A 21,372-nucleotide genomic window follows, 5' to 3' on the forward strand; every position below is an offset into this window, starting at 1 on the left:
CCGCATGAGCGTGGCTCGAATTTAGCCCGGGGAAAGGCGTACGTCCGAGCTCCTCGCCTCTGCGGGGCGACGCCTGGGGCGCGTCCGCGGTGAATGGCGCTCGCCGAGGTCCTATAGTCGGCACCGTCATCAGTTCAGCTTGAAAAACGTCTGCCCTAGCCGCTCCTTGAGCGTTTCCAGTAACGACAGTCTTGTATCAGGCGCCGCAGCTTGCGCTCCCGTTGCGGGTGCGGGAATAATATTCAACGGTTTCGCTGTTCGGCGGTTAGAGGCTTTTTTCCCAGATTCGCCTTTTGCCGCATGCTTCGGCTTCAAGACCTCGCCGCCTGATTTCGGAGTGACCGGCTTCCCGGCGACGTCAAGTTCGGAGAATGCGCTCTGCAGAGGCCGAGCAGATTGCACCAACGTCGTCGATGTTGAAGGACTGATGTTCGACGGAGCCACAAGCGTCGGCAAACTGGTATCGATTATTACCCGTTCAGGTGCCCACTCAACTGAGCTGATCCTTATGGACGGTCGCTCTACGTCACTGTTCCCTGGGCCCAGCGCCTGCTGCGGCAGGCACCAGCCGATTCCGATCATCAACAGGACGAGAGCGCTGCCGACGAATCCGAAGTATTTCATCAAAGGCACAGGCCGCCTCCGTTTGGGGACGACCTTGCGGCCTCGTTTGTTAGCAAAAAGCTAAAGGTAGATTAAAACGGAAGACATGGTTACTACGCACGTTGCGATGCAAAGTGGCTATCTCGCGGGCGTCCGTGACTTCGATGCTGCGTCGTAGATCTCGATCTTCAGCATCGGATACTTGGCCAACAATTCAAGGGCCGCTTTAGTCGCGGCGTCCTGATCAAGAAATTCAGTCTTGAAGCGACCATCGACGAGCATCGCAAAGCCGGTGGCCGGCGCGAGGTCAGCACGCCGAACTTGGCTTGGTTGCGGACGTTCCAGGTGAAGGGTTGTTTTGTTCATTCCTTACTTATCCGGCTGGAGAACGCTCTTGCTGCTGAGGCTCTCGCAAATCGCCGAATTGAATGCTTGGGGTTTCCCAACCGGCGTAAGCACAGAACAAGAGAACAGAGATTCGAAATGCAATCGACATGCCGCCCGCCTTTTCTTGTTGGTGAGGACGGTACAAGCAACGTCTTACGGCCAGCTTAGGAGAAAGGGTTTGCGCGAGGTATACGCCTGATCAAACGTGCGAGGCTGGTTTGCCGAAGCCCCCGTCACATTTCTGTCGGTGCCCGCACCGATTCAGCATTCATGAATGAATTCGCTATCGTGACCAGGTGTACTGCGGCGGTGCCCAGCTGCTCCATTTCCTTGTCAGCAGTGTAGGCTGAAGCCGCTCGTCGATAGGCGATTGCAACGGTTGCGTATGCATCCGTGATCAGTACAGCTGAATGGTCGTGCGCATCCTTGGCTTTCCGATCACGTGCTTGGACGACTTTTGTTGCCGCCTGAGCGGTTAATTCAGCAAGCTTCTCGTTACTTAAGCTCGGATCATCAATACCAGGCTGACATGCAGAAGCCGCGCCGGCGATGGCCTGATAGTATTGGCGCTTTTGCCACTCATTGGCCGTCAGGTAACTCTGCAGCAGGCGGCGAGCCCTCACTTCAAGCTGCTTTCGATCGCTTCGGATCTTTTGATGATCTGAGCTAAGCCAGCGGAGCATCGTCTGCCTATTCACTTCGGCGCCTAACGCAAAGATCAAGGGGCTATAGAGTTCCATCAGCACACTTGAGCGTTCGCCCAGCGCCCTCGGGAAATGTTGAAGTCGATTACAGCCTGCAGGTCTAGCGAATGAGAACGAATTCTACGATGAATCAAGTGAGAGGAAAGAGGGAGTTGAGCGCAGGTCGAAAGTAATTTGCCTCCATGTTGCTTTGTCCGCCCTGCGAAGGATGCGTGCCGTCAGGGTATAAAGCTTGGTTTGCGGCAGCGGAGTCAGGGCCCCAGGTCGGATCGGCAGCCCAATCGACAACAAAGTCGCACTTTCCTTCACTCGGAAAACGTCGCAGACCCCCATCGGCGGTGGCCCGATTAACATTGAAGAGACCTTCGTTACGAGGATTGTGAGTGCTGATTCCGAGCTGCACGATTTTGCGTGAGGATTTAATTGCATCCTGGAAAGTGGCCAAATACCTTGCAAATGCAGCAAGCCACGCAGAAGCGTCAGTCGAACGAAGATCGTTTTGTCCGGCCTGAACGAACAGGATGTTCGGGACATCTTTGAATGCGGCGATCACTGACGGTTGTCGGCCGAGCATATCTGCAAGAAGAGCACCATCCGTCGCAAAGCATTGCTGACTAGTCTCATGGACAGCGTTTGGTAGGTAGAGGGTGTGGTACGATATCGTCCTAGCCCCACCATTATCGACACTGGAGCTTGAACCTTCGACGATGAGGTGACGCATCAGAGGCATTCACGTCGTCTCCCAGTTGCAGATCATCAGCGCAGCTGTACCAAGAGCATTTCGTCCCTACCTAGCTGCTCGGCGAAAGTGCATGGCGCCCTGCGCTGGCTGCAGAATCCGATCATGCTCCCCCCAAGTAATCTGATTCAGCGCCTTATTGTCCTGTTGCGACTTCCATTTGGAACGGGATCGAGCTGGGGCGTTTGTTCCTTGCAGCATAGGAGTTCAGAATGAGATCTTCCAGATTTCTCTTGGTAGCGGCGCTCGTTTTGACCAGCACCTCGGCTTTGGCGCAAGCTGGCGGAGGTGGTTCAGGTGGAGCTTCGGGAGGAGGAACAGGCTCAGGCAGCACAGCGGCCGGCTCGATGTCGAGCAGTGGCACCGTGAACGGTACGGGTGGTTCGCCCGGACCTAACACGAGCAACGCTCTCAACCATCAAACCACGGGAAATCGGCTGGGCGATCCGGCTAGGAATGAGAACAATGGCTCTTCAACCCCCGCCAGCGGCTACGTCAACGATCCTACGATGAACAAGGCTGTGCAGGATTTGGGTAATACGAATACTGGTATTGTAGCGCCTACGCGCTAGGCCTCCGCCACCGGCGGGCGCCCCACAGTGAGCGCCCTGGGTGGAATTAGAACGGCTACCGCACGCCACGACGTGAAGACTATGCGGCGCGGCCCGAACGGGTTTAGCCAGACGGGCTCTTGGACTGATAAGCTTTTGCGTATTTCCTTATCAGTCCCCGAACTGACTCCGATTGCGACCGTAGCTGATACGGCCGTTTCCAATCGCGCAAGTTCGTCATTCGAAGGCACGCCTTCCATGACCATAAGGTTGACCCTGGAGAATATCAAAGCGAGGCGCTCGCGTTTGTTGGGCTAGGACCGCAGTGCAGCTGTCGCATCCTTATCGAGGTCGCGTTTATAGCCCGTATTACAACACCATAGATCGATCGATCCCTCTCCGGGCTTACGAGTCCATCGCGAACATCGCGTAGCACTGCCTGAGGATCCGGACGAAGCGGGTCGCCATAGCCTGGCGAAGCCATCGATACGGCCATGTCTACGCGCCAGAACACTATGTGGAAGCATGGGTTGCAGTCGTCGACGTCCGCGATTGGCCGGCCGAAGCACTTGGAAATCTGAAGAGTCATCTCGGAAATGCTGCGAGGGCCTCTGTCGGCGCCGGCGGCGACAATCCCAACATCGATAGGGGAGGATAGCGCGCCCGCGATCCTACGGCAGCCGCGCCAGCTTAGCTGCGTATCACGCTTGATGAATTCGGCACCAATATTCGTCAGTTGGCTAAGACGGCCGCCAATCTGGCGGTGGCGCTGGAGGGGCGTTTGCCGAAAGCGCCTAACGGCGGTCGCCGATCGCGCGACATCGGTTCGGTACACCGACGGAACTCTGCTAGCAGGTGAGCTGCGGCGTCATCGGAAGGCGCCTATTTCCCGGAGGCGGCAGCCGCGCGAGCATCTCAAAGAAGGTTTCTCACTGCGGGAGGCCGCTAACGCGCTGACTACCAGCGCACGCACCCCGCGGTGCGTTGCGAAGCAGTAGTGGAAAAATCGCCGCTCTCCTATTTTCAGAATCTTCGTGGCGAACGTGCACAACCCCTGCTTCACGGCAGCGGACTCGACCTTGACGCCAACGCAACTGAAGTTGGCAACCTTGACGGAGCAACATTACGAACCCTGCTACGCTAACGTTGAGACGAGGCGTCTGAAAACTCCGCGCAAATCGCGCTGACGCTTCGGGAGAGAGCCTTACGAGACGTGCGCCAGGCGCACACGAAACCCCCTAAGCTTCTGCAGAGGTCGCATTGCCTCAAGTGATCGCCCACGCTTGCCGTCGATGCATTTTTCTTGATCTCCTGGTGCACACGTCGTGCACACGCCGACTTCTAACTATTTGAACGAACAAGACTCTCGCTCCAATCCATCATGGGCGCCACAGAAAAGCGATAGCCTTGATATTCCAAGTAGTTATCCTATCCTTACAATGGACTAGAGCAGGAACAAGTGCACACGTGTGCACCCCAAACTAGCCCAAATTGCACACGTTTGTACCGCGTTTGATCTCCCGGTGCACACGTAGCGCACACGAAATCGGGGTGGAGTGCACACGCAATGCCGACCTTTACGAAGCGCAAGTCGGGCAGCTGGCGCGTTCAAGTCAGGAGGAAGAACGAGTACGTCGCAAACACCTTCGTCCGGCGGCGTGATGCGGAAGAGTGGGCACTGGATGTTCGAGCGTTCAATCGACCGCGACACCCCAATTCGACGCTCCCGGCCTTTTGAGCAGCCTCGAATATTTTCCGATTTGATCGCGCTGCACCTCGACGATCTTGCGCAGGCCATGCGCCAAGCCGAGATCTGCCGGATCGAATGGTCCGATGTCGGTATGACAAAGCGAACTGTCACCATTCGCGACCGCAAAAATCCGAGGTGCAAGGACGGAAACCATCAAATCGTCCCTCTCCTAAATTCGACAGACTATGCTGCGTGGCAGATCATGCTGGAGCAACGCATTCTGACGCGCGGTCTCGGGCGCGTATTTCCTTACCACTCGAAGTCCGTCGGGGCCGCTTTCCGCAGGTCTTGCAACGCGATCGATATCGATGATCTCTGCTTTCACGATTTGCGTCACGAAGGGACAAGCAGACTCTTCGAAGCGGGTTTCTCAATACAGCAGGTCGCTATGGTGACGGGCCATAAGGATTGGCGAATGTTGCAACGCTATACAAACCTCAAGCCCGAGGATCTGCACAAGATGCAGAAAGCCGCTCAGCCGTCGCTGGAGCAGTTCCTGGCAACGCTGGCAGCAAGCTAGGGTGACTACCCCCCTGCTCGCTTGCGGGCCCGACTATCTGTCTTCGCCGCTCCGCCGACGGAAGGGATCGGCGACATCGTCGTGGCCGCTGCGGCTGCTGAAGAACATCAGGGCCATCAGCCCGCAGCCGATAACCAGCGAGAAGAAAGCTCCGAGCCCAAGCGCGATCCAGCCATGCTTGCCCATTTCGACCCCACTGCTGGCTCCCCAGATCGAGACAGCCCAAACGCCGGTCAGGATCAACATGGCTCCCAGAGCAACCAACAGCGCGATCTGGCCGGCACTGATGTTCTTCATGGCTGTTTCCGCTGTGTGTCTAACGAGGGTCAACGGCGAAGAGCGAGGAGGCGTTCCTGAACAATGCCAAACCCCGAGTGGCTCGTCTGAGTTCGGTGCCGGAACGTGCCGGGCGCCGATTCGCGAAGCTTACGGCGAGTGACTTGCTGCACGGCAGCAACCTCCGTCGCAGGCAATCCGGTCCATCGAATCCAATCAAAAAACACGCCCACATCCGGGCGCGACGCCTCGGGACGGCGCCCCCACATCGCAGAGGCGGCGATGTTCGATCGGACTAAACGCGAGGGCTTATTCGGACACAGCGAGAACGGTCAGGCCCCTGGTGCGCCTGTGGGGCGTCTCGAAGTCGATCCGCTGCCCCGGCGATAGGCCGATCAAGGCCGCTCCAACAGGGGTCAGGACCGAGATCTGATTGAGCTCGATGTTTGCCTCATGCGGATAGACCAGCACGACCTCTCGGCTCGCACCCGTCTCGTCGTCGCGATAAGTCACTTTCGACCCCATCCTGATCACGCCTCGCAAGTTGTTCTCGTCCGTCACCGTGGCACGTTCCATCTCTCGAGCCAGAAAATGGGCCACTCGCGGAAACAGATCCATGCTCGAATTGGCCAAGGAACTGAGGCGCCGTGATTCGTCCTCAGTGATCTTGATCGGTGGCAACGCCGGCTGTTCTCGCCGGCTCTCAGCTTCGAAATTGCGCATTGGTCGCTCCTATGCTGCAGTTGGTCCGGGGTCGTCGTCGAAAGGGTTGCCTGACCGCCTCGTCCCTCTCCGGAAGAGTGGGACGACCTTTGAATCCGATGGGGTCAGGCTTTGGACCCTGACGACATTCAGGCATCCGGCGACGAAGTACGGCATCTGGTCGCCGACCTGCAGTCCGATCAAAGCTGTACCCAGTGGGGTCAACACCGAAATGCAGGCGGGATCCGACCAGCACTCCTCGGGCCAGACCAGTTGCACGGTGCGACGCGGAACGCCCCAATTCGTGCAATGGGTTACCCAAGATCCGATCGTCACGAAAGGACGGACGTTGTCCGCTTCGTCCGGGACGATATCGGCGCGGTTGATTTCGCCCATGAGGAACATCCCGTCCAAATCTCCTTTTTGGACGGCGAGGCGGGCGAGCTGTTCGAGCCGCGGATAGTCTGATGAGGTCAGTGCGATTTTTGGAAGAGGCAGCACGGCGCACTCCTTCTGCTTCAAGACGACCTCTCGAGTGGAGGTCACGAAAGCTGGAAAAGAGCCCGGACGGCGCGAACACCGTCCGGCTAACCGCCTGCTTGGAGGCGGCCGGCGTGAAGAGCAAAACGCGCGGTGCGCGCATCAATGTCGATGACATAAGCCATGATGCTCTAACTATAGTAGTTCATTTCTCTGGAAACATTGCGACGAAACCGCACAGCACCTGTGCACACGAAATATCGAGAGGGGACAAAGGAGCGTCATTGAAGTGAGAGGGGCGGACAATCACGCGGGTCTACCCAGCTGCGCAAGAACGTGTGTCGAAGTTTGCACCGCGTGGGATGGCCAGGCTGGCCTTGCTGCAGGCGATCGCTCTTGTCGCACCGGTAGGCCTGGGCGGCGGTTTGACATGAATGTGAGCCGTACATCTACCGAACCATTATTATAGTCGGCGTCGATCGCTTGCACCTGGCGATGGAACACTGAACGGGCGCCATGACATGCGATACCGCTCCGAGGTCAGCCCAGCTGAGGACACCGAGCCGGCCCAGATGAGTGGCTGGCGGGTGATCGCGCTCTGCGGATTCTACGCGTTGCTCGGCGCTTTCGCGGCCCTCGTTGCCGCCGCGACTGGCACCCTTCCACACTGGATCTGAGCTGCTCGATCGCGGAGCCAGTGTCTGCCAGAATGGCGGTTTCCGGGCCAAACCATCACAACGGCGCTAAATCTAGCAGTGGAGATATCGATCCGCCTCGGCTAAGCAATTGAGGATCAGCGAAAGCATCTCTCCACCTCGCAGCCTGGGGCAATGAACGCAAATGTTCCTGCTTGCCGTTCTCGTCCTTCCTTTCGCAGGAAGCTTTATTGCGGCACTCTTGCGGGTCAATGCACGCAACGCTGAGGCATGGCTCGCTGGAGCGGTCGCACTTACAGCTTTTTGCCTCATCGGCGCGGCTTATCCGAACGTGACGAATGGCGGCGTTGTCGGGTGGCGAACGGACTGGGTCGCTGAACTTGGACTCGCATTTGTGCTGAGGCTTGACGGGTTCGCATGGGCCTTCGCCATGCTGATCACCGGCATCGGCTTTCTGGTGGTGCTGTATGCCCGCTACTACATGTCACCCAGTGATCCCGTTCCGCGGTTCTTCTCCCTGCTGCTCGCCTTCATGGGAGCAATGCTGGGAATCGTGCTCTCCGGAAACCTGCTCCAACTGGTTTTTTTCTGGGAGCTGACCAGTCTCTTTTCATTCCTGCTGATCAGTTACTGGCACCACAATGCGGCGGCGAGAGACGGCGCGCGGATGGCGCTTGTGATCACGTCGACGGGTGGGCTTTGCCTCTTCGCCGGCGTGCTGCTGATCGGACACATCGTCGGCAGCTATGACCTGGAGCAGGTGCTGGCTTCCGGAAACGCGATCCGTTCGCACGCGCTTTATGTCCCCGCACTCGTTCTGATCCTTCTCGGCGCTCTCACAAAAAGCGCCCAATTCCCGTTTCATTTCTGGCTGCCGCACGCGATGGCCGCTCCAACTCCCGTTTCCGCTTATCTCCATTCGGCAACAATGGTGAAGGCCGGAGTGTTCCTTCTGGTGCGGCTCTGGCCGGCAATGGGTGGAACGAATGAATGGCTGTGGCTGGTGGGTTCGATCGGCCTGATCACGTTTTTTCTGGGCGCGTTTCTCGCCGTGTTCCAGCAGGATCTGAAGGGGCTATTGGCCTACTCGACGATCAGCCATCTCGGACTGATCACGCTTTTGACCGGACTCGATACCCCATTCGGGCAGATCGCGGCGATTTTCCATATCATGAACCACGCGACCTTTAAGGCATCGCTGTTCATGGCGGCCGGCATCATCGATCACGAAACCGGCACGCGCGACATCCGTCGCCTTAGCGGGCTATGGGCCTTCATGCCGATTACGGCGACGCTGGCCATGGTGGCTGCCGCGGCAATGGCGGGAGTGCCGTTGCTGAACGGTTTTCTGTCGAAGGAAATGTTTTTTGCCGAGACGATCGAGGTTCATGACAATTCCCTCGTCGATCAGGCGCTGCCGTACATCGTCACTCTCGCCAGCACGTTCACAGTTGCCTATTCGTTGCGCTTCATTCGCGACGTGTTCTTCGGCCCGGCTCCAACCGGCTTGCCACGCGTTCCACATGAGCCGCCACTGTTGATGCGACTTCCGGCCGAACTGCTCGTGCTGGCATGCCTCATCGTCGGCGTCGCGCCGGCTCTCACAGTGGCGCCGATCCTCGATACGGCTGCCCGGGCGGTTCTCGGCTCCGCGATGCCGGAGTACAGCCTTCGTCTCTGGCACGGAATTACGCCTGAACTTCTGATGAGCATCGTAGCGATGGCCGGTGGTTTGGGCGTCTACGTCATGCTGCGGTCCTACCTGCTCTCGCATGAGGGACCGCCCTTGCTCGGTCGCATCAATGGCAAGCGGATATTTGACTGGGTGTTGGTGACATTGTCCTGGCGGCTTGCGCGATGGCTCGCCACCAATCTCGGCACGAGGCGTCTCCAACCACAATTGAGACTGTTGGCTGGCGTGGCGTTCGTCGCTGCCCTGCTGCCCCTCTACGCCCGCGGCCTCTCGCTGACGGGACCGTCAGAGAGGGAATTCGACCTCGTCTTTGGATTACTCTGGGTGGTCGGCGTTGGTTGCGCGGTGGGGACCGCGGTCCAGGCCAAATTTCATCGGGTGGTGGCGCTGATACTGCTCGGGACCGCGGGTCTCGTCACCTGCGTCAGCTTCGTCTGGTTGTCCGCTCCCGACGTCGCGCTGACGCAGATCGTCGTTGAGACGGTTACGACGGTTCTCCTGTTGCTCGGCTTGCGGTGGCTGCCGAAACGCATTGCGCGACCAGGCCCGGCCGAGGCGCCCGACAGCATTCGGTGGCACCGCGTTCGCGACTTCTTCATCGCGCTCCTCGCCGGGCTCGGTTTGGCCACCCTTGCGCTGGCAGCCATGCAGCTCCCGGACAATCACAGCATTTCGCGATACTTCGTGGAAAACGCATACACGAAGGGTGGCGGAACTAACGTGGTCAACGTCATCCTGGTGGATTTTCGCGGGTTCGATACGCTCGGCGAGATCACGGTGCTTGCGGTCGTCGCGCTGACCGTCTTTGCGCTTTTGCGCCGTTTCCGCCCGGCCCCCGAAAGCATTCCCGTTCCCGAACAGCAGCATGTCCAGGATGCCCACGACGAGGCTCATCCCGATCGACAGAAGGGCGACACTGCCAAAGACACGCTGGCTACTGCGGCATTGATGATGGGCTTGCTGTTTCCCGTGATCGGCGTCGTGGCCATCTTCCTTCTCTTGCGCGGGCACGACCTTCCAGGCGGCGGCTTCGTCGCCGGCATCGCAATGGCAACGGCGTTCATCCTGCAGTATATGGCTCGCGGCACGGTGTGGGTGGAAGCTCGTCTTCACGTCATGCCGGTGCGTTGGATGGGTTTCGGCCTCTTGCTGGCAGGATTTGCGGGAGCTGCAGCCTGCGTTTTCGGACACCCCTTCCTGACCTCGTACTTTGCATATGCCGAACTGCCTCTGCTCGGTCGCGTCCCCACGGCCAGCGCTCTTCTTTTCGATATCGGTGTGTTCTCGCTCGTCGTCGGCGCCACGGTCTTGATGCTCATCGCAATCGCGCATCAATCGCTACGTCGCTATGGCGTGCCGCTCCAGGCGGGGCAACGCGCGCCCGATGAGCGAGCGAAAGAGGAGTTGGTGTAATGGAGCTTAGCCTAGCCATCGGCATAGGTGCGCTTACGGCGTCCGGAGTGTGGCTGATCCTCAGGCCGCGCACGTTTCAAGTCATCATCGGGCTTTCGTTGCTCTCTTACGCCGTCAATCTCTTCATCGTGGCCATGGGACGGGTGCGGACGGGAGCGCCGGTGCTGATCGCAAAGGAGATCGGGGATCCAACGAAACATGCTGACCCGCTACCACAGGCGCTCGTACTGACTGCAATCGTCATCAGTTTTGCGACGACCGCGTTGTTCCTTGTCGTTCTCCTCGCGTCGCGCGGCCTGGCTCGCACCGATCACGTCGACGGTCAGGAGCCCGAGGCGTGAGCGGAATTGCAAATCTGGTCGTTGCGCCCATCGTCCTGCCCCTGCTTGCCGGCGCAGGCATGCTGCTCTTGAATGGAGAGCGGCACCGCAACATCGTGGCTGCGGTCAACGTCGCCATAACGGTTGCACTCGTTTGTGTCGCGGTGATCTTGCTCGGAATGTCTAATTCGGGTCACCCCGAAATCAGGGAAGTCTATCGCCTGGGCGATTGGCCTGCTCCGTTCGGAATTGTCCTCGTTCTCGATCGGCTCTCCGCGCTCATGCTGCTCCTGACCAGCATCCTGGCGCTGGCGTCAGTTGTGTTCTCTCTTGCCCGTTGGCACCGGACAGGCGCGCATTTCCACCCGCTCTTTCAGTTTCTGTTGATGGGCCTCAATGGTGCCTTCCTGACCGGCGATCTCTTCAACCTGTTTGTCTTCTTCGAGTTGTTGCTGGCCGCTTCGTACGGACTTCTGCTGCATGGTTCCGGTCTCGCACGGGTGAAGGCTGGGTTGCACTACATCGTCATGAATCTGGTCGCGTCTCTATTGTTCCTGATCGGGGTCAGCCTGATCTATGGCGTCACCGGGACGCTCAATATGGCGGACCTCTCGGCGCGGATACCTGCAATCGCCGCGGAGAGCCGCGGTTTGCTCGAAGCAGGCGCCGGCATGCTGGCCGTGGCCTTCCTGCTCAAGGCCGGCATGTGGCCCCTGTGTTTCTGGCTGCCGACGGCCTACGCAGCCGCGAGTCCACCGGTGGCGTCGATCTTTGCGATCATGACCAAGGTCGGCGTGTATATCATCCTGCGTCTATCGCTGTTGCTTTTTGGTGAGGGCAGTGGCGCGTCAGCGGGCTTCGGCAGTGACTGGCTGTTATGGGGTGGGTTGGCGACGATCGCCTTCGGAGCAATCGGCACATTGGCATCCCAGGACACCGCCCGTCTCGGCGGCTATTCGGTGCTCGTATCCTCCGGAACCGTGTTGGCGGCCACGGGGACCGGGCAAGTCAGTGTCACCGGTGGAGCGCTGTTTTACCTGGTCAGCTCGACCCTCGGCATCAGCGCGTTCTTCCTTCTGGCCGAACTCATCGAGCGCGGCCGCGAACCCGGAGCTGACGTGATCGCCGTCACGCGAGAAGCTTACGGAGAAGACGACGATGCGGACCATACCGAAGAGGAAGTCGGCACGGCCATTGTGGCCACGATGGGATTGCTTGGCGTCGCCTTTATCGGGTGCGCACTGGTCATCGCCGGGCTGCCGCCGCTGTCGGGTTTCATAGCCAAATTCGCGCTGCTGACGGCGGCGCTTCATCCTTCAGGCATGCATCGGGGCGCTGCCGTTCCTGGCAGTGGGTGGGCGCTCTTGTTGGCGCTCCTCGTGTCCAGTTTCGCGGCGTTGGTCGCGCTGACCCGAGCAGGTATACGCTCCTTGTGGGCGTCGCCAGATCGCACCGTGCCGCGTGTGCGCCTGATCGAGATGGCGCCCATCATGTTCCTGTTGATCATTTGCGCGGCCCAGACAGTGCTCGCCGGTCCGGTGATGCGCTTCATGCAGGCAACGGCGCAATCGCTGCACGCGCCGGCGGGCTACATCAGCGACGTCCTGGAGATCAGCGCCCAAGGCAGCCGAAAGGCGGGCGGCAAATGACGCGATTCCTGCCCTTTCCGCGGATGAGCTTCTGTCTGCTCGCATTGTGGCTACTGCTCAATCAGGCAGTCACGATCGGACACGTCCTCCTCGGTTGTGTGATCGCGCTCGTCGGCGGGCGGCTTCTCACCGTGCTGGAGTTACCAAGCACGCGCGTCAGGCGACCCGGCGTCCTTCTACGCCTGTTGGGATTGGTGGCGATCGATATCATCCGCTCCAACTTGGCGGTTGGCCGGATCATTCTCGGTTTTGGGCGCCGACAGCGAAAATCCGGGTTCGTGAACATTCCGCTCGATATGCGCAATCCCTACGGACTGGCGTTGCTGGCTTGCATCATTACCTCGAGCCCCGGAACGCTGTGGGTGACTTTCGATGCACAGAAGGGCTTGTTGATGATCCATGTTCTCGACTTGGTCGATGAAGCCGAGTGGATCCGCACGATCAAGCAGCGCTATGAACGCCATCTGCTGGAGATATTCGAATGAGCCAGCTCTTGCTGATCTACGCGCTGGTTGCCGCGCAGGTACTTCTGGTGCTGGCTATCGGCTGTGGCGCGGTTCGCATCTTTCGGGGGCCGCGAGCACAGGATCGCGTTCTGGGTTTCGACACGCTGTCCGTGAACGCGATGTTGTTGCTTCTGACGTTCGGGATGCGATCCGGCGAAACGCTCTATTTCGAGGCGGCTCTGGCCATGGCCCTCTTCGGTTTTGTCGGTACGGTTGCGCTGGCGAAGTTTCTGCTGCGCGGCGAGGTGATGGAATGAACGGCATCGAACACCTGCCGCCCTGGGCTGCGGCTCTCACGGCACTTCTCCTTCTTGTTGGCGCCGCCGTCACACTGGTCGGTTCGCTGGGCCTTTTGCGGTTCGGCACATTCTACGAGCGGGTCCACGCGCCGACGCTCGGGACGACGCTGGGCACCGTATTCATTGCAGCTGCTTCAATCGTTTGCTTTTCGGTACTTCAGAGCGGGCCCGTGCTGCACGAAATCCTGATCATCGGGCTTGGCTTGGTAACCACGCCTATTGCTCTGACCGTATTGGTGGGCGCAGCGCGATTTCGCGATACCGCCGAAAAGAGTGCGCAGGTTCGCGGACCAGAGGGCAATTAGCGCGAGACGCGCGAAATCTTGCGGCAGGTTCCTTGACCGGCGAGTCGGTCAATCCAGACTAAATGTCGCATTGGATACCTGCATCGCATGCCCACTTCTAAGTACATGATGCGTGATGCTGAGTAGTAGGCGAGTTCGCCGAAGTCTTTGCATGTTGGCCGCCTGATCATAGGCAATCAGCCCCGAACTCAGTCCATGCCGCGTTCGCGAGGGCTGGAAGCTCGGTGCCCGGCAGAGCAACGCACATGCCGCTCGCAAGCGAGCCGCACCGCAAACAGAGGCAGTGATGACTACAACGCTACGACGCCGGATTTATAGGACCCAGCTGCAGATCCGCCGGTAACCCGGACGATTCACATCGTCCGGGACGGTACCTTATTAGTTCTGCAACCAAAGCCAGGAGCTTCTTATGTCGGTGTTCTTCGCGCTGCTCGTCCTGACCTCTTGGGTCATGTTCATCTGGATTTCAGATCCCGATGGTTTCCGCGAGGCATTCGCTCGCCGCCGAGCGCCAATTCCTCACGATCCTAAAAGGTGACCCTGGGAGGTTCACCTCCCGTCACCGCATACACAGTTGCGTATGAGAGAGAAAGATATTGTACTCCGCAGCTCGCGGTGCGCGATGTCTGTTTCTTGTCGGCTCCAGATCGTCGGTCCAGGCCAAATTGCTGGATCAGACGACTGGAGCCCGCCCGCAGCAGCATCAAAGGCCCTTCGCAATAGAACCCAGTTGCCGCGCTGGTCGACTTGGCAAGCCATCGTTCTCGCGGCCGTTCGCAATCATAAGGAGTCTGACGTGAACATCGTCGCCGCGACAGATTTCTCGACGCGGTCCAATCGCGCTCTGCGGCAGGCCGGCCTCCTGGTGCGCTCCCCTGATGCAAAACTGCACCTTGTTCATGTCGTCGACGAGGATCAGCCAGCAGAGCTGATCCGTATCGAAGAGCAAGAGGCACAGCGGGTGCTGGTTGAGCAGATCGCATCCATGCCGGAGCTGCACAACGTTCAGTGCTACCCGACTGTGGTCAGGGGCCATCCCTTTGATGGGATATTGCGAGCGGCTGCAGCAGCCGACGCGGATCTCGTGTGATAGGAGCCCATCGTAAGCAGTTTCTGCGCGACATCTTCACAGGCACCACAATCGAGCGTGTAATTCGCGGAGGCAACATCGCTCCTGGTGATGCGCTTGGCGCGCTCGTAGGCGTGACTTTCAGCTGCGTCTCCGGAAACTAAACCGCGCATCAGGTCAGGCGCGTTCGTGAAATAGAAGATCGAGTATGAGTTTCGGTGAGTACAGCCAAGTTGGAATTAACACCGTCAATGGTGCGGTTCGGCATAAAGCGCTCACGGTTAAGTGGGGTCGTTGCCGCTCAGAAACTGCACAACGATCTCGATCTGGTCGTCAGCGATCAGGGCCGGCGCATGGCCGCAATCCGCAATGGTGTGGACGCGGACATTGCGATTGCGCCGCATCATGTCCCTGAGGACGGCTTCGGGAAGCAAATCCGATTGCTGCCCGCGTATCACAAGAATGGGGACGTCGATCGCGTCCCAGTATTTCCAGAGATCGACGCTGTAGTGCCAGGGGTTTCGAAAGGCATGGGCGATATTCGGATCGCACAGCGGCCTGAAGCAGCGCCCCTCCGCGCTCCAGATCACACTATGCGTTGTCAGATGCCGCCAGTGCGCATCCTCCAATTGCCCGAAAGGCGCCAGAACCCGCCGGTAGTAGCTTTCGGCCTGTTCGATCGTCTCAAAGGATCTTGGCGCCTCGTTGAGATTGGCACCGAGACGAAGCAATCCAGTCCAGGGCAGATAGGGTCCGATATCGTTGATGACGATGCGACGGATCGGACTGCCCGGAAGGGCGGCCAGCACCATCCCGATCAGGCCACCGAGCGACGTGCCGACCCAGTCGATCTCCGTTGCACCGAGGCCTGCCATCAGCACTGTCATATCGCTGCAATATTGCGGCAAGGCATAGTCGCTGCTGTCGTGCAGCCGTTCGCTTTGTCCGCGGCCCGGCAAGTCCGGGCAAATGACGCGCCGGCCCGCGCTGGCGAGAACTGCGGCGAGATGATCGAAGTCCCGGCCGTTTCTCGTCAATCCGTGGACACAGAGCACCGGCCGCACCGCGGACGCCGGTCCCCAATCCGTGAATGCGATGCGATGGAAGCTGCGGCGGGTCAGCCCGCGCACCGATCCGATACGGTCGGGCGCCATCTGCCGTCCTTCAGGCCAATCCGCGGGGCGCACCTCGGTGGATTTCAGCCGCATCGGTCTATTCGACAAACCGGTGAGCATCGGCCGAGGTCTCGAAGATATGCGGCGCGACGTCGCGACGTGACAACGCGTCGCCGAGCTTCAGGCGCATGAATGCGCTGGTGGTGTAGCGCGATGCATGATCGTAGCAGGTCCGCTCGACCTCCGCGGCCATCGAAAACCATTTGTCCGCCATGTCGGGAGCGATATAAGACGAATCGTAATTGACGACTGCGGAAAACCGGCCGACACGATGGAAGAGCTCGAGGATCGACGCCCGGATTACCTCGACGTCGGCATCTCTATGGACCCGATAGCCGTCGAGCCCGAGGAATAGTGTGTTGCGATCAGCATCGTACGACAGCCGCTCCGCCAGAGGCCTGTTGAGCAGCCGGTCGTCGAGCTGCATCAGCGCTTCGCTGAACAGCGACACATCCATGGATTTCGGCGCTTGGATGATGGGGCGAAAGCCCATCAGCGCGAGAATGTCGTGCTCCATGTCGACACCCGGCGCGATCTCCGTTAATTCGAGACCTTCCTGGGTAAGCTTGAATACGCATCGCTCGGTCACATAGAGAACCGGCTGCATGTTGGTTGCGGCAAGCTTGCCCGAAAACGTGATCTGATCCACTTTGTCGATGAATTTCGAGGACTTGCCTTCGCTGAGGATCTTGAGCTGACCATCCACGACCGAGGTCTTGAGCCCCCCGGTGGTGAAAGTGCCTGCGAAGATCAGCCGGCGCGCATTCTGGGATATGTTGATGAAGCCGCCGGCGCCGGCCAGGCGGCCATTGAACAGGCTGACGTTGACGTCGCCGCGGCCATTGACCTGAGCCATGCCGAGACAGGCCAGATCGAGCCCGCCGCCGTCGTAGAAATCGAACATCTGGTTCTGGTCGATGATCGATTCTGCATTGATCGAAGCACCGAAATCGAGGCCGCCTTGCGGAATACCGCCGATGATGCCGGGCTCGGCAGTCAGCGTCACAAAGTCGAACAGCTTCTCCTCGGCGGCAACCGACGCAACGCCCTCGGGCATGCCGATGCCGAGATTGACCACGCCGCCCATCGGCAATTCCAGGGCGCAGCGGCGCGCAATGATCTTGCGGTTGTCCAGCGCCATCGGAACATTGCGATCGGCCGGCGCGCGCAATTCGCCGGAAAATGCTCCGTTGTAACCGGTGGCATAGGTCTGAACATGGTTTTCGGGCTGGGCAACGACAACGCAATCGATCAGCACGCTCGGAATCTTGACATGACGCGGATTGAGCGAACCGGAGGCGGCAATGCGCTCCACCTGCGCGATGACGAACCCCTTGCAATTCTTGGCGGCCGTTGCCAGCGCCAGATTGTCGAGGGTCAACGCCTCTTTCTCCATCGAGATGTTGCCGTTGTGGTCGGCGGTGGTACCTCTGATGATCGCAACGTTGATTGGAAATGCCTTGTAGAAGAGCCATTGTTCGCCGTCGATTTCGATCAACCGCACCAGCTCTTCGGTGGTGCGCGCATTCAGCTTTCCGCCGCCATTGGCTGGATCGACGAAGGTGCCGAGCCCGACCTTGGAGAGAAGCCCGGCCTTGCGCCCCGCAATTTCGCGAAACAGATGCGATACGCATCCTAGCGGCAAATTATAGGCCTCGACGTGATTGTCGACCGCCATCCGGGCGAGCTTCGGAACCAGGCCGAAATGTCCGCCGACCAGGCGTTTGATCAGGCCGGGATGCGCCAGGCGGTTGAGGCCGCGATCTGCGCCGTCCCCCGGCGCCGCCGCGAACACCAACGAAAGGTCCCGCGGCTCTCCGGTCTGCACGAAGCGCCGCTCCAGCGCCTTGATGATCTCGTCGGGCGTTCCCACGCCGACGAAGCCGGACGAGGCGACGGTGTCACCGGAACGGATGATGGCCACCGCCTCTGCGGCGTCGACGATCTTGTTGCGCATCAGGCTTCACTTCCGGGATTGGCGTCGCGGGCGACCAGCCAGTCGGCAATGCTCTGGCTCAGCTTGCCCTGCGACTTGCTGGAGACGAACAGGCCGACATGGCCGCCGGGCAGCGGAATTTCAGTGTAATCCGTGCTGCCGATCTTCGCTCCGAGCGCGCGCGAGCAGTCCGGCGGAATGATATGGTCATCCAGCGCAAAAACATTCAACACGGGTGCCGTGATCGACTTCAGATCGACCCGACGGCCGGACAGTTCAAAGCTGCCATCGACCAGGCGGTTCTCCTGGTAGAGATCCTTCAGCCACTGCTTCGCCGCTTCGCCGGGATGATGCGGACGGTCCGCGAGCCACTTTTCCATACGGAGGAAATTCATGAACTTGGCCTCGTCATCGACGACGTCGATGAGATCGACATTGTACTTCGTCAGTGAGCGCATCGGCGTCATCATCGAGAATACCGAGCTCATGAACTCGCCCGGCAGCACGCCATAGGTATCGACCAGCTTGTCGATGTCATCAGGATCGAGGCTGCGGGTCCAGAGGTTGAGGAAGCCGTGGTGCGCGGCCTTGTCCTTGACGTCGGCATGGAAGTCGATCGGGGTGATGGTGATGACGAGATTTTTCACCTTTTCCGGATGCAGAGCAGCGTAACACGTCGTAAAGACGCCGCCTTCGCAGATGCCGAGCAGCGTGACCTTGTCATGGCCGGTTTCCTGCGCGATGCGGTCGACTGCGGCATCGATGTAGTCATCGACGTAATCATCAATTTTCAGCCATCGCTCGGTTCGGCCCGGCTGGCCCCAGTCGACCAGCCAGAGATCGAGCCCTTTTGAGAGCAGGCTGCGCACCAGCGACCGGTCAGGCTGTAAATCAGCCATGGTATACCGCCCGATCAGGCCGTAGGCTAAAAGGACGGGCGTCTTCGCGGTCGCTTCCGCCATCGATTCGTAATGGAACAGCTCGACCTTGTCGCGGCGCATGAGGAGATGCTTCGGCGTGGTGCCAATGGCGACGTCTTCATCCCGCGTATTGGCGATCAGCTGTGTCGCCTTGAACATTTTCTCGGCGTTGGCCGCCATGTCGCGGGCGAAGCGCGAGGTCTGATTCTCCTGGTCGCTCATCGTGCGCCTTCGCTCTTCTGGTCACGCATCTGGCGGGTGAGCGTACGGACTTCACGGCGGAGTTCGGTCAATTGCCGCGTCACGTCGTCGAAGTCCTTGCGAGTCGGCAGGCCCAACATGGCTGACGCCGCTTCAGCCACGTCATCCTGCCGGCTCCGTAATTTGAGTCCCGCCTGGAGTAACTCTTTCTGAGCTTGCAAAAAGCCGTCGGTGCGCTGGTTACGGATCAGTTCCTCGTTGGAGATTTCGCTCCATTTGGCGAACGCCTCGCGCCACTCCGGATGCGGGGAGCCACCGCTAGCCGTTGCCGACATCGTCTCGTAGAACCGCTTCGACGCTTCAGGCCACGGAGCGGCAGCGACCGCATTGTAGCTCGCAAGCCGCTGACGCATCTCGATCCAGGCGCCAAAGGCCAACGCCATTTTCCGGTCGATGTCCCAGACGTCGGCTAGCCTCGGGCCCTGCGCCATTCGCTCGATCGCCGCCGACAATTCGTTGCCGTCGCCAAAACCACCCGGCTTTTCCGACAAACGCGCCAGCATGAACGGTGCCATCGACCCCGACCACGCCTCGACCATGCGGTTCGAGGATTCGGCCATCGTCTGCCAAAGCTTCGCCCATTCCAGGCCGGGATCGGACTCAGCGGTAGCCGATTTATCCTTCTCGCTCATGCTGCTCACTCTTTGTGCCCGCTCAGGCCGCCGCGCGGTTGCCGAAAGCCTCGGTGTAGATCGCCAGCGCATCGTCGAAGCCCAATTCCCTGGGATTGTTGACGAGAAGCCGCGTTTGCTTCATCGCGTCCTCGGCGAGCTTCTTCAGGTCGCCCCTCGCGATGCCGACATCGGCCAGCGAGGCCGGTACGTTGCAATCCCGGCAGATCGCCGCGATCGCATCGACGAACAGCCGTGCCCGCTGGCTGACGCTCATTCCTTCCGATTTGGGATCGACGATCGGCGCCAGTTCGGCGTAGAGGCTTTCTGCCTCCGGCAAATTGAAGCGCAGCACCTGGGTCAGCACCAAGGCATTCGACAGGCCATGCGGCACGTGGAACAGCGCACCGATCGGATAGGCCAGCGCGTGGACGGCGGCGACCGGGGAATTGGCGAACGCCATGCCAGCTAGCATCGAACCCAGCAGCATTTGCGACCGCGCTTCGAGATTAGATCCGTCCGCACAGACCGTCCGGACATTCGCCGACAGCAGGGCGAGAGCCTGCCGCGCCAACTGGTCCGACATCGGGTTCTTCCGATGCTTGCTGGTATAGGCTTCGATCGCATGGACCATGGCGTCGATGCCGGTCGCCGCGGTGACATGCGCGGGCATTCCGAGTGTCAGCTCCGGATCGAGGATCGCCCAGTCAGGGAGCAAGCGGGGCGCGACGACGCCCTTCTTCTCGGTCGTCGGCGTGGTGACGATCGCGATCGGTGTCACCTCCGAGCCCGTTCCCGCCGTTGTCGGCACCAGCAGCAGTGGAAGCCGTTCGCCCTTCGCAAGGCCGACGCCGTAAATATCTTCGAGGCGATCAGGCGTCTTGGCCAGATAGGCCACCAACTTCGCGGTATCGAGCGCGCTGCCGCCGCCGATCGAGGCAACCAGCTCGATGTCCTTGTCACGGCAAAGTGCGACCGCCCGCTCGATGATATGCGACGGTGGATCCGCCTCCACATCTTCGAATATTGTCAGTTCGCAGCCGCCGGCAACCAGGCCGGCCTCGGCGTTCTTCGTCAGGCCTGCATTGCGTACGCCCTTATCCGTAACGAGCAGGACACGTTTTGCCCCGTATCCCGCGACCAACTCCGCCAGTTTTTTCGATGCGCCTGCCTCGAACAGGATGTTGGGCGGTGCCTGGAAGGTAAAAGCTTTCATCTGACATCACTCCTGATCTGATCGGACGTTACTGCCGCAAGCGCCGCGGCGAGCTGTTCGGTTACGGCGTCAATCGGTTGCAAACCGTCGACGATGTTCAGCAATCCCTGCGACCGGTAGTATTCCGTGACCGGCGCGGTTTGCTCGCGATAAACGTCGAGCCGGGTCTTGAAGACCTCGGGATTATCGTCGCGGCGCACCGGCTCGCCTCGGCTTGCCGCCTCGTCGGCGCGCCCCTTGATGCGCTCGAGCAGTGCATCTTCGTCAACCTCGAGCTCAAGTACCGCGTCGAGCTTGATGCCCCGCATAGCGAGTTCCCGATCGAGCACTTTGGCCTGGGCGACCGTGCGCGGGAAACCGTCAAGGATAAAGCCGTTCGCCGCGTCGGAATGATCGATACGATTGGCGATCACCGATACCACGACATCGTCAGGCACAAGTTCACCGCGATCCATGATGTGCTTGACGCGCAATCCCGCAGCCGTGCCTTCCGCGACCGCCTGACGCAGCATGTCGCCGGTCGACAATTGCGGGATCGCAAATCGAGTGACGATCCTCGTCGCCTGCGTGCCCTTGCCTGCGCCTGGCGGCCCCAACAGAACCAGTCTCATATCGTTGCCCATATCTCGGT

General features: G+C 59.8%; 22 protein-coding genes. 9 read left to right on the forward strand and 13 right to left on the reverse strand.

Translation table 11 applies throughout. The features are described 5' to 3' along the window. Positions 1-129: 129 nt before the first annotated feature. From IVB40_RS22940 to IVB40_RS22955, 4 genes are all read right to left on the reverse strand, one after another. A complete protein-coding gene (locus IVB40_RS22940) occupies positions 130-624 on the reverse strand; it encodes a hypothetical protein (RefSeq protein ID WP_247816411.1) in 495 nt (164 codons plus the stop codon). A 117-nt stretch (positions 625-741) separates the two neighbouring features. Next, positions 742-969, reverse strand: coding sequence for a hypothetical protein (locus IVB40_RS22945; protein WP_247430601.1), 228 nt, complete (start codon positions 967-969; stop codon positions 742-744). A 254-nt stretch (positions 970-1,223) separates the two neighbouring features. After that, entirely contained in the window at positions 1,224-1,730 is a 507-nt protein-coding gene (locus IVB40_RS22950; RefSeq protein ID WP_247816412.1) for a hypothetical protein, read from the reverse strand. A gap of 94 nt (positions 1,731-1,824) precedes the next feature. Then, entirely contained in the window at positions 1,825-2,424 is a 600-nt protein-coding gene (locus IVB40_RS22955; RefSeq protein WP_247816413.1) for an SGNH/GDSL hydrolase family protein, read from the reverse strand. 2,242 nt (positions 2,425-4,666) lie between these two features. On the opposite strand from IVB40_RS22955, the gene IVB40_RS22960 reads away from it, so the two are divergent. Further along, positions 4,667-5,254 (forward strand): site-specific integrase, encoded by a 588-nt coding sequence (locus IVB40_RS22960; RefSeq protein ID WP_247816414.1) that lies wholly within the window; start codon positions 4,667-4,669, stop codon positions 5,252-5,254. A 33-nt stretch (positions 5,255-5,287) separates the two neighbouring features. Here the strand turns inward: IVB40_RS22960 and IVB40_RS22965 are convergent, their stop codons facing one another. From IVB40_RS22965 to IVB40_RS22975, 3 genes are all read right to left on the reverse strand, one after another. After that, entirely contained in the window at positions 5,288-5,551 is a 264-nt protein-coding gene (locus IVB40_RS22965) for a hypothetical protein (protein ID WP_027569393.1), read from the reverse strand. Between the two features lie 288 nt (positions 5,552-5,839). Next, complete coding sequence (gene rnk / locus IVB40_RS22970; RefSeq protein ID WP_035962398.1) at positions 5,840-6,253, reverse strand: nucleoside diphosphate kinase regulator; 414 nt, start codon at positions 6,251-6,253, stop codon at positions 5,840-5,842. Positions 6,254-6,262: 9 nt separating this feature from the next. Next, complete coding sequence (locus IVB40_RS22975) at positions 6,263-6,754, reverse strand: GreA/GreB family elongation factor (protein WP_247359630.1); 492 nt, start codon at positions 6,752-6,754, stop codon at positions 6,263-6,265. A 479-nt stretch (positions 6,755-7,233) separates the two neighbouring features. On the opposite strand from IVB40_RS22975, the gene IVB40_RS22980 reads away from it, so the two are divergent. The 8 genes from IVB40_RS22980 to IVB40_RS23015 all read left to right on the forward strand — a co-directional run bounded on the left by IVB40_RS22980 (position 7,234) and on the right by IVB40_RS23015 (position 14,643). Continuing rightward, positions 7,234-7,389: a hypothetical protein gene (locus IVB40_RS22980; RefSeq protein WP_155809939.1), complete on the forward strand. Its 156-nt coding sequence runs from the start codon at positions 7,234-7,236 to the stop codon at positions 7,387-7,389. Positions 7,390-7,552: 163 nt separating this feature from the next. Further along, positions 7,553-10,474: a monovalent cation/H+ antiporter subunit A gene (locus IVB40_RS22985; protein ID WP_247816415.1), complete on the forward strand. Its 2,922-nt coding sequence runs from the start codon at positions 7,553-7,555 to the stop codon at positions 10,472-10,474. Next, positions 10,474-10,815 (forward strand): Na+/H+ antiporter subunit C, encoded by a 342-nt coding sequence (locus tag IVB40_RS22990; RefSeq protein WP_027569389.1) that lies wholly within the window; start codon positions 10,474-10,476, stop codon positions 10,813-10,815. The genes IVB40_RS22985 and IVB40_RS22990 overlap by 1 nt, the downstream gene beginning before the upstream one ends. After that, positions 10,812-12,443 (forward strand): monovalent cation/H+ antiporter subunit D, encoded by a 1,632-nt coding sequence (locus tag IVB40_RS22995; protein ID WP_247816416.1) that lies wholly within the window; start codon positions 10,812-10,814, stop codon positions 12,441-12,443. The genes IVB40_RS22990 and IVB40_RS22995 overlap by 4 nt, the downstream gene beginning before the upstream one ends. Further along, positions 12,440-12,928, forward strand: coding sequence for a Na+/H+ antiporter subunit E (locus IVB40_RS23000; protein ID WP_247816417.1), 489 nt, complete (start codon positions 12,440-12,442; stop codon positions 12,926-12,928). Before IVB40_RS22995 ends, IVB40_RS23000 begins: the two co-directional genes overlap by 4 nt. Further along, positions 12,925-13,206 carry a K+/H+ antiporter subunit F gene (locus IVB40_RS23005; RefSeq protein ID WP_247468046.1) on the forward strand — a complete coding sequence of 94 codons (282 nt, stop codon included), beginning with the start codon at positions 12,925-12,927 and terminating at the stop codon, positions 13,204-13,206. Before IVB40_RS23000 ends, IVB40_RS23005 begins: the two co-directional genes overlap by 4 nt. Then, on the forward strand, positions 13,203-13,553 hold the full coding sequence (gene mnhG / locus IVB40_RS23010; RefSeq protein WP_247468042.1) for a monovalent cation/H(+) antiporter subunit G: 351 nt from the start codon (positions 13,203-13,205) through the stop codon (positions 13,551-13,553). The genes IVB40_RS23005 and mnhG overlap by 4 nt, the downstream gene beginning before the upstream one ends. Positions 13,554-14,349: 796 nt before the next feature. After that, positions 14,350-14,643 carry a universal stress protein gene (locus IVB40_RS23015; protein WP_247816418.1) on the forward strand — a complete coding sequence of 98 codons (294 nt, stop codon included), beginning with the start codon at positions 14,350-14,352 and terminating at the stop codon, positions 14,641-14,643. A 260-nt stretch (positions 14,644-14,903) separates the two neighbouring features. Here the strand turns inward: IVB40_RS23015 and IVB40_RS23020 are convergent, their stop codons facing one another. The 6 genes from IVB40_RS23020 to IVB40_RS23045 are packed head-to-tail and all read right to left on the reverse strand — an operon-like array spanning position 14,904 to position 21,352. Beyond that, positions 14,904-15,830 (reverse strand): alpha/beta hydrolase, encoded by a 927-nt coding sequence (locus IVB40_RS23020; protein ID WP_247816419.1) that lies wholly within the window; start codon positions 15,828-15,830, stop codon positions 14,904-14,906. A gap of 4 nt (positions 15,831-15,834) precedes the next feature. Next, the gene (locus IVB40_RS23025; RefSeq protein WP_247816420.1) at positions 15,835-17,754 is read right to left on the reverse strand and encodes a CoA-transferase; all 1,920 of its coding nucleotides are present in this window, start codon (positions 17,752-17,754) and stop codon (positions 15,835-15,837) included. Next, a complete protein-coding gene (phaC, locus tag IVB40_RS23030) occupies positions 17,754-18,875 on the reverse strand; it encodes a class III poly(R)-hydroxyalkanoic acid synthase subunit PhaC (protein ID WP_247816421.1) in 1,122 nt (373 codons plus the stop codon). The genes IVB40_RS23025 and phaC overlap by 1 nt, the downstream gene beginning before the upstream one ends. Beyond that, complete coding sequence (locus IVB40_RS23035) at positions 18,872-19,546, reverse strand: poly(R)-hydroxyalkanoic acid synthase subunit PhaE (protein ID WP_035962397.1); 675 nt, start codon at positions 19,544-19,546, stop codon at positions 18,872-18,874. Before IVB40_RS23035 ends, phaC begins: the two co-directional genes overlap by 4 nt. A 22-nt stretch (positions 19,547-19,568) precedes the next feature. Then, the gene (locus IVB40_RS23040; protein WP_247816422.1) at positions 19,569-20,741 is read right to left on the reverse strand and encodes an iron-containing alcohol dehydrogenase; all 1,173 of its coding nucleotides are present in this window, start codon (positions 20,739-20,741) and stop codon (positions 19,569-19,571) included. After that, entirely contained in the window at positions 20,738-21,352 is a 615-nt protein-coding gene (locus tag IVB40_RS23045) for an adenylate kinase (protein WP_247816423.1), read from the reverse strand. Before IVB40_RS23045 ends, IVB40_RS23040 begins: the two co-directional genes overlap by 4 nt. Positions 21,353-21,372 lie beyond the last annotated feature (20 nt).

Source organism: Bradyrhizobium sp. 40 (assembly GCF_023100925.1).
Classification (GTDB): Bacteria; Pseudomonadota; Alphaproteobacteria; order Rhizobiales; family Xanthobacteraceae; genus Bradyrhizobium.

Excerpts from the sequence above, each read along its gene's own strand:
- IVB40_RS22940 (WP_247816411.1), bottom strand. The coding sequence starts at position 624 with ATGAAATACTTCGGATTCGTCGGCAGCGCTCTCGTCCTGTTGATGATC.
- IVB40_RS22945 (WP_247430601.1), bottom strand. The coding sequence starts at position 969 with ATGAACAAAACAACCCTTCACCTGGAACGTCCGCAACCAAGCCAAGTT.
- IVB40_RS22950 (WP_247816412.1), bottom strand. The coding sequence starts at position 1,730 with ATGGAACTCTATAGCCCCTTGATCTTTGCGTTAGGCGCCGAAGTGAAT.
- IVB40_RS22955 (WP_247816413.1), bottom strand. The coding sequence starts at position 2,424 with ATGCCTCTGATGCGTCACCTCATCGTCGAAGGTTCAAGCTCCAGTGTC.
- IVB40_RS22960 (WP_247816414.1), top strand. The coding sequence starts at position 4,667 with ATGTTCGAGCGTTCAATCGACCGCGACACCCCAATTCGACGCTCCCGG.
- IVB40_RS22965 (WP_027569393.1), bottom strand. The coding sequence starts at position 5,551 with ATGAAGAACATCAGTGCCGGCCAGATCGCGCTGTTGGTTGCTCTGGGA.
- rnk (WP_035962398.1), bottom strand. The coding sequence starts at position 6,253 with ATGCGCAATTTCGAAGCTGAGAGCCGGCGAGAACAGCCGGCGTTGCCA.
- IVB40_RS22980 (WP_155809939.1), top strand. The coding sequence starts at position 7,234 with ATGCGATACCGCTCCGAGGTCAGCCCAGCTGAGGACACCGAGCCGGCC.
- IVB40_RS22985 (WP_247816415.1), top strand. The coding sequence starts at position 7,553 with ATGTTCCTGCTTGCCGTTCTCGTCCTTCCTTTCGCAGGAAGCTTTATT.
- IVB40_RS22990 (WP_027569389.1), top strand. The coding sequence starts at position 10,474 with ATGGAGCTTAGCCTAGCCATCGGCATAGGTGCGCTTACGGCGTCCGGA.
- IVB40_RS23000 (WP_247816417.1), top strand. The coding sequence starts at position 12,440 with ATGACGCGATTCCTGCCCTTTCCGCGGATGAGCTTCTGTCTGCTCGCA.
- IVB40_RS23005 (WP_247468046.1), top strand. The coding sequence starts at position 12,925 with ATGAGCCAGCTCTTGCTGATCTACGCGCTGGTTGCCGCGCAGGTACTT.
- mnhG (WP_247468042.1), top strand. The coding sequence starts at position 13,203 with ATGAACGGCATCGAACACCTGCCGCCCTGGGCTGCGGCTCTCACGGCA.
- IVB40_RS23020 (WP_247816419.1), bottom strand. The coding sequence starts at position 15,830 with ATGCGGCTGAAATCCACCGAGGTGCGCCCCGCGGATTGGCCTGAAGGA.
- IVB40_RS23025 (WP_247816420.1), bottom strand. The coding sequence starts at position 17,754 with ATGCGCAACAAGATCGTCGACGCCGCAGAGGCGGTGGCCATCATCCGT.
- phaC (WP_247816421.1), bottom strand. The coding sequence starts at position 18,875 with ATGAGCGACCAGGAGAATCAGACCTCGCGCTTCGCCCGCGACATGGCG.
- IVB40_RS23035 (WP_035962397.1), bottom strand. The coding sequence starts at position 19,546 with ATGAGCGAGAAGGATAAATCGGCTACCGCTGAGTCCGATCCCGGCCTG.
- IVB40_RS23040 (WP_247816422.1), bottom strand. The coding sequence starts at position 20,741 with ATGAAAGCTTTTACCTTCCAGGCACCGCCCAACATCCTGTTCGAGGCA.
- IVB40_RS23045 (WP_247816423.1), bottom strand. The coding sequence starts at position 21,352 with ATGAGACTGGTTCTGTTGGGGCCGCCAGGCGCAGGCAAGGGCACGCAG.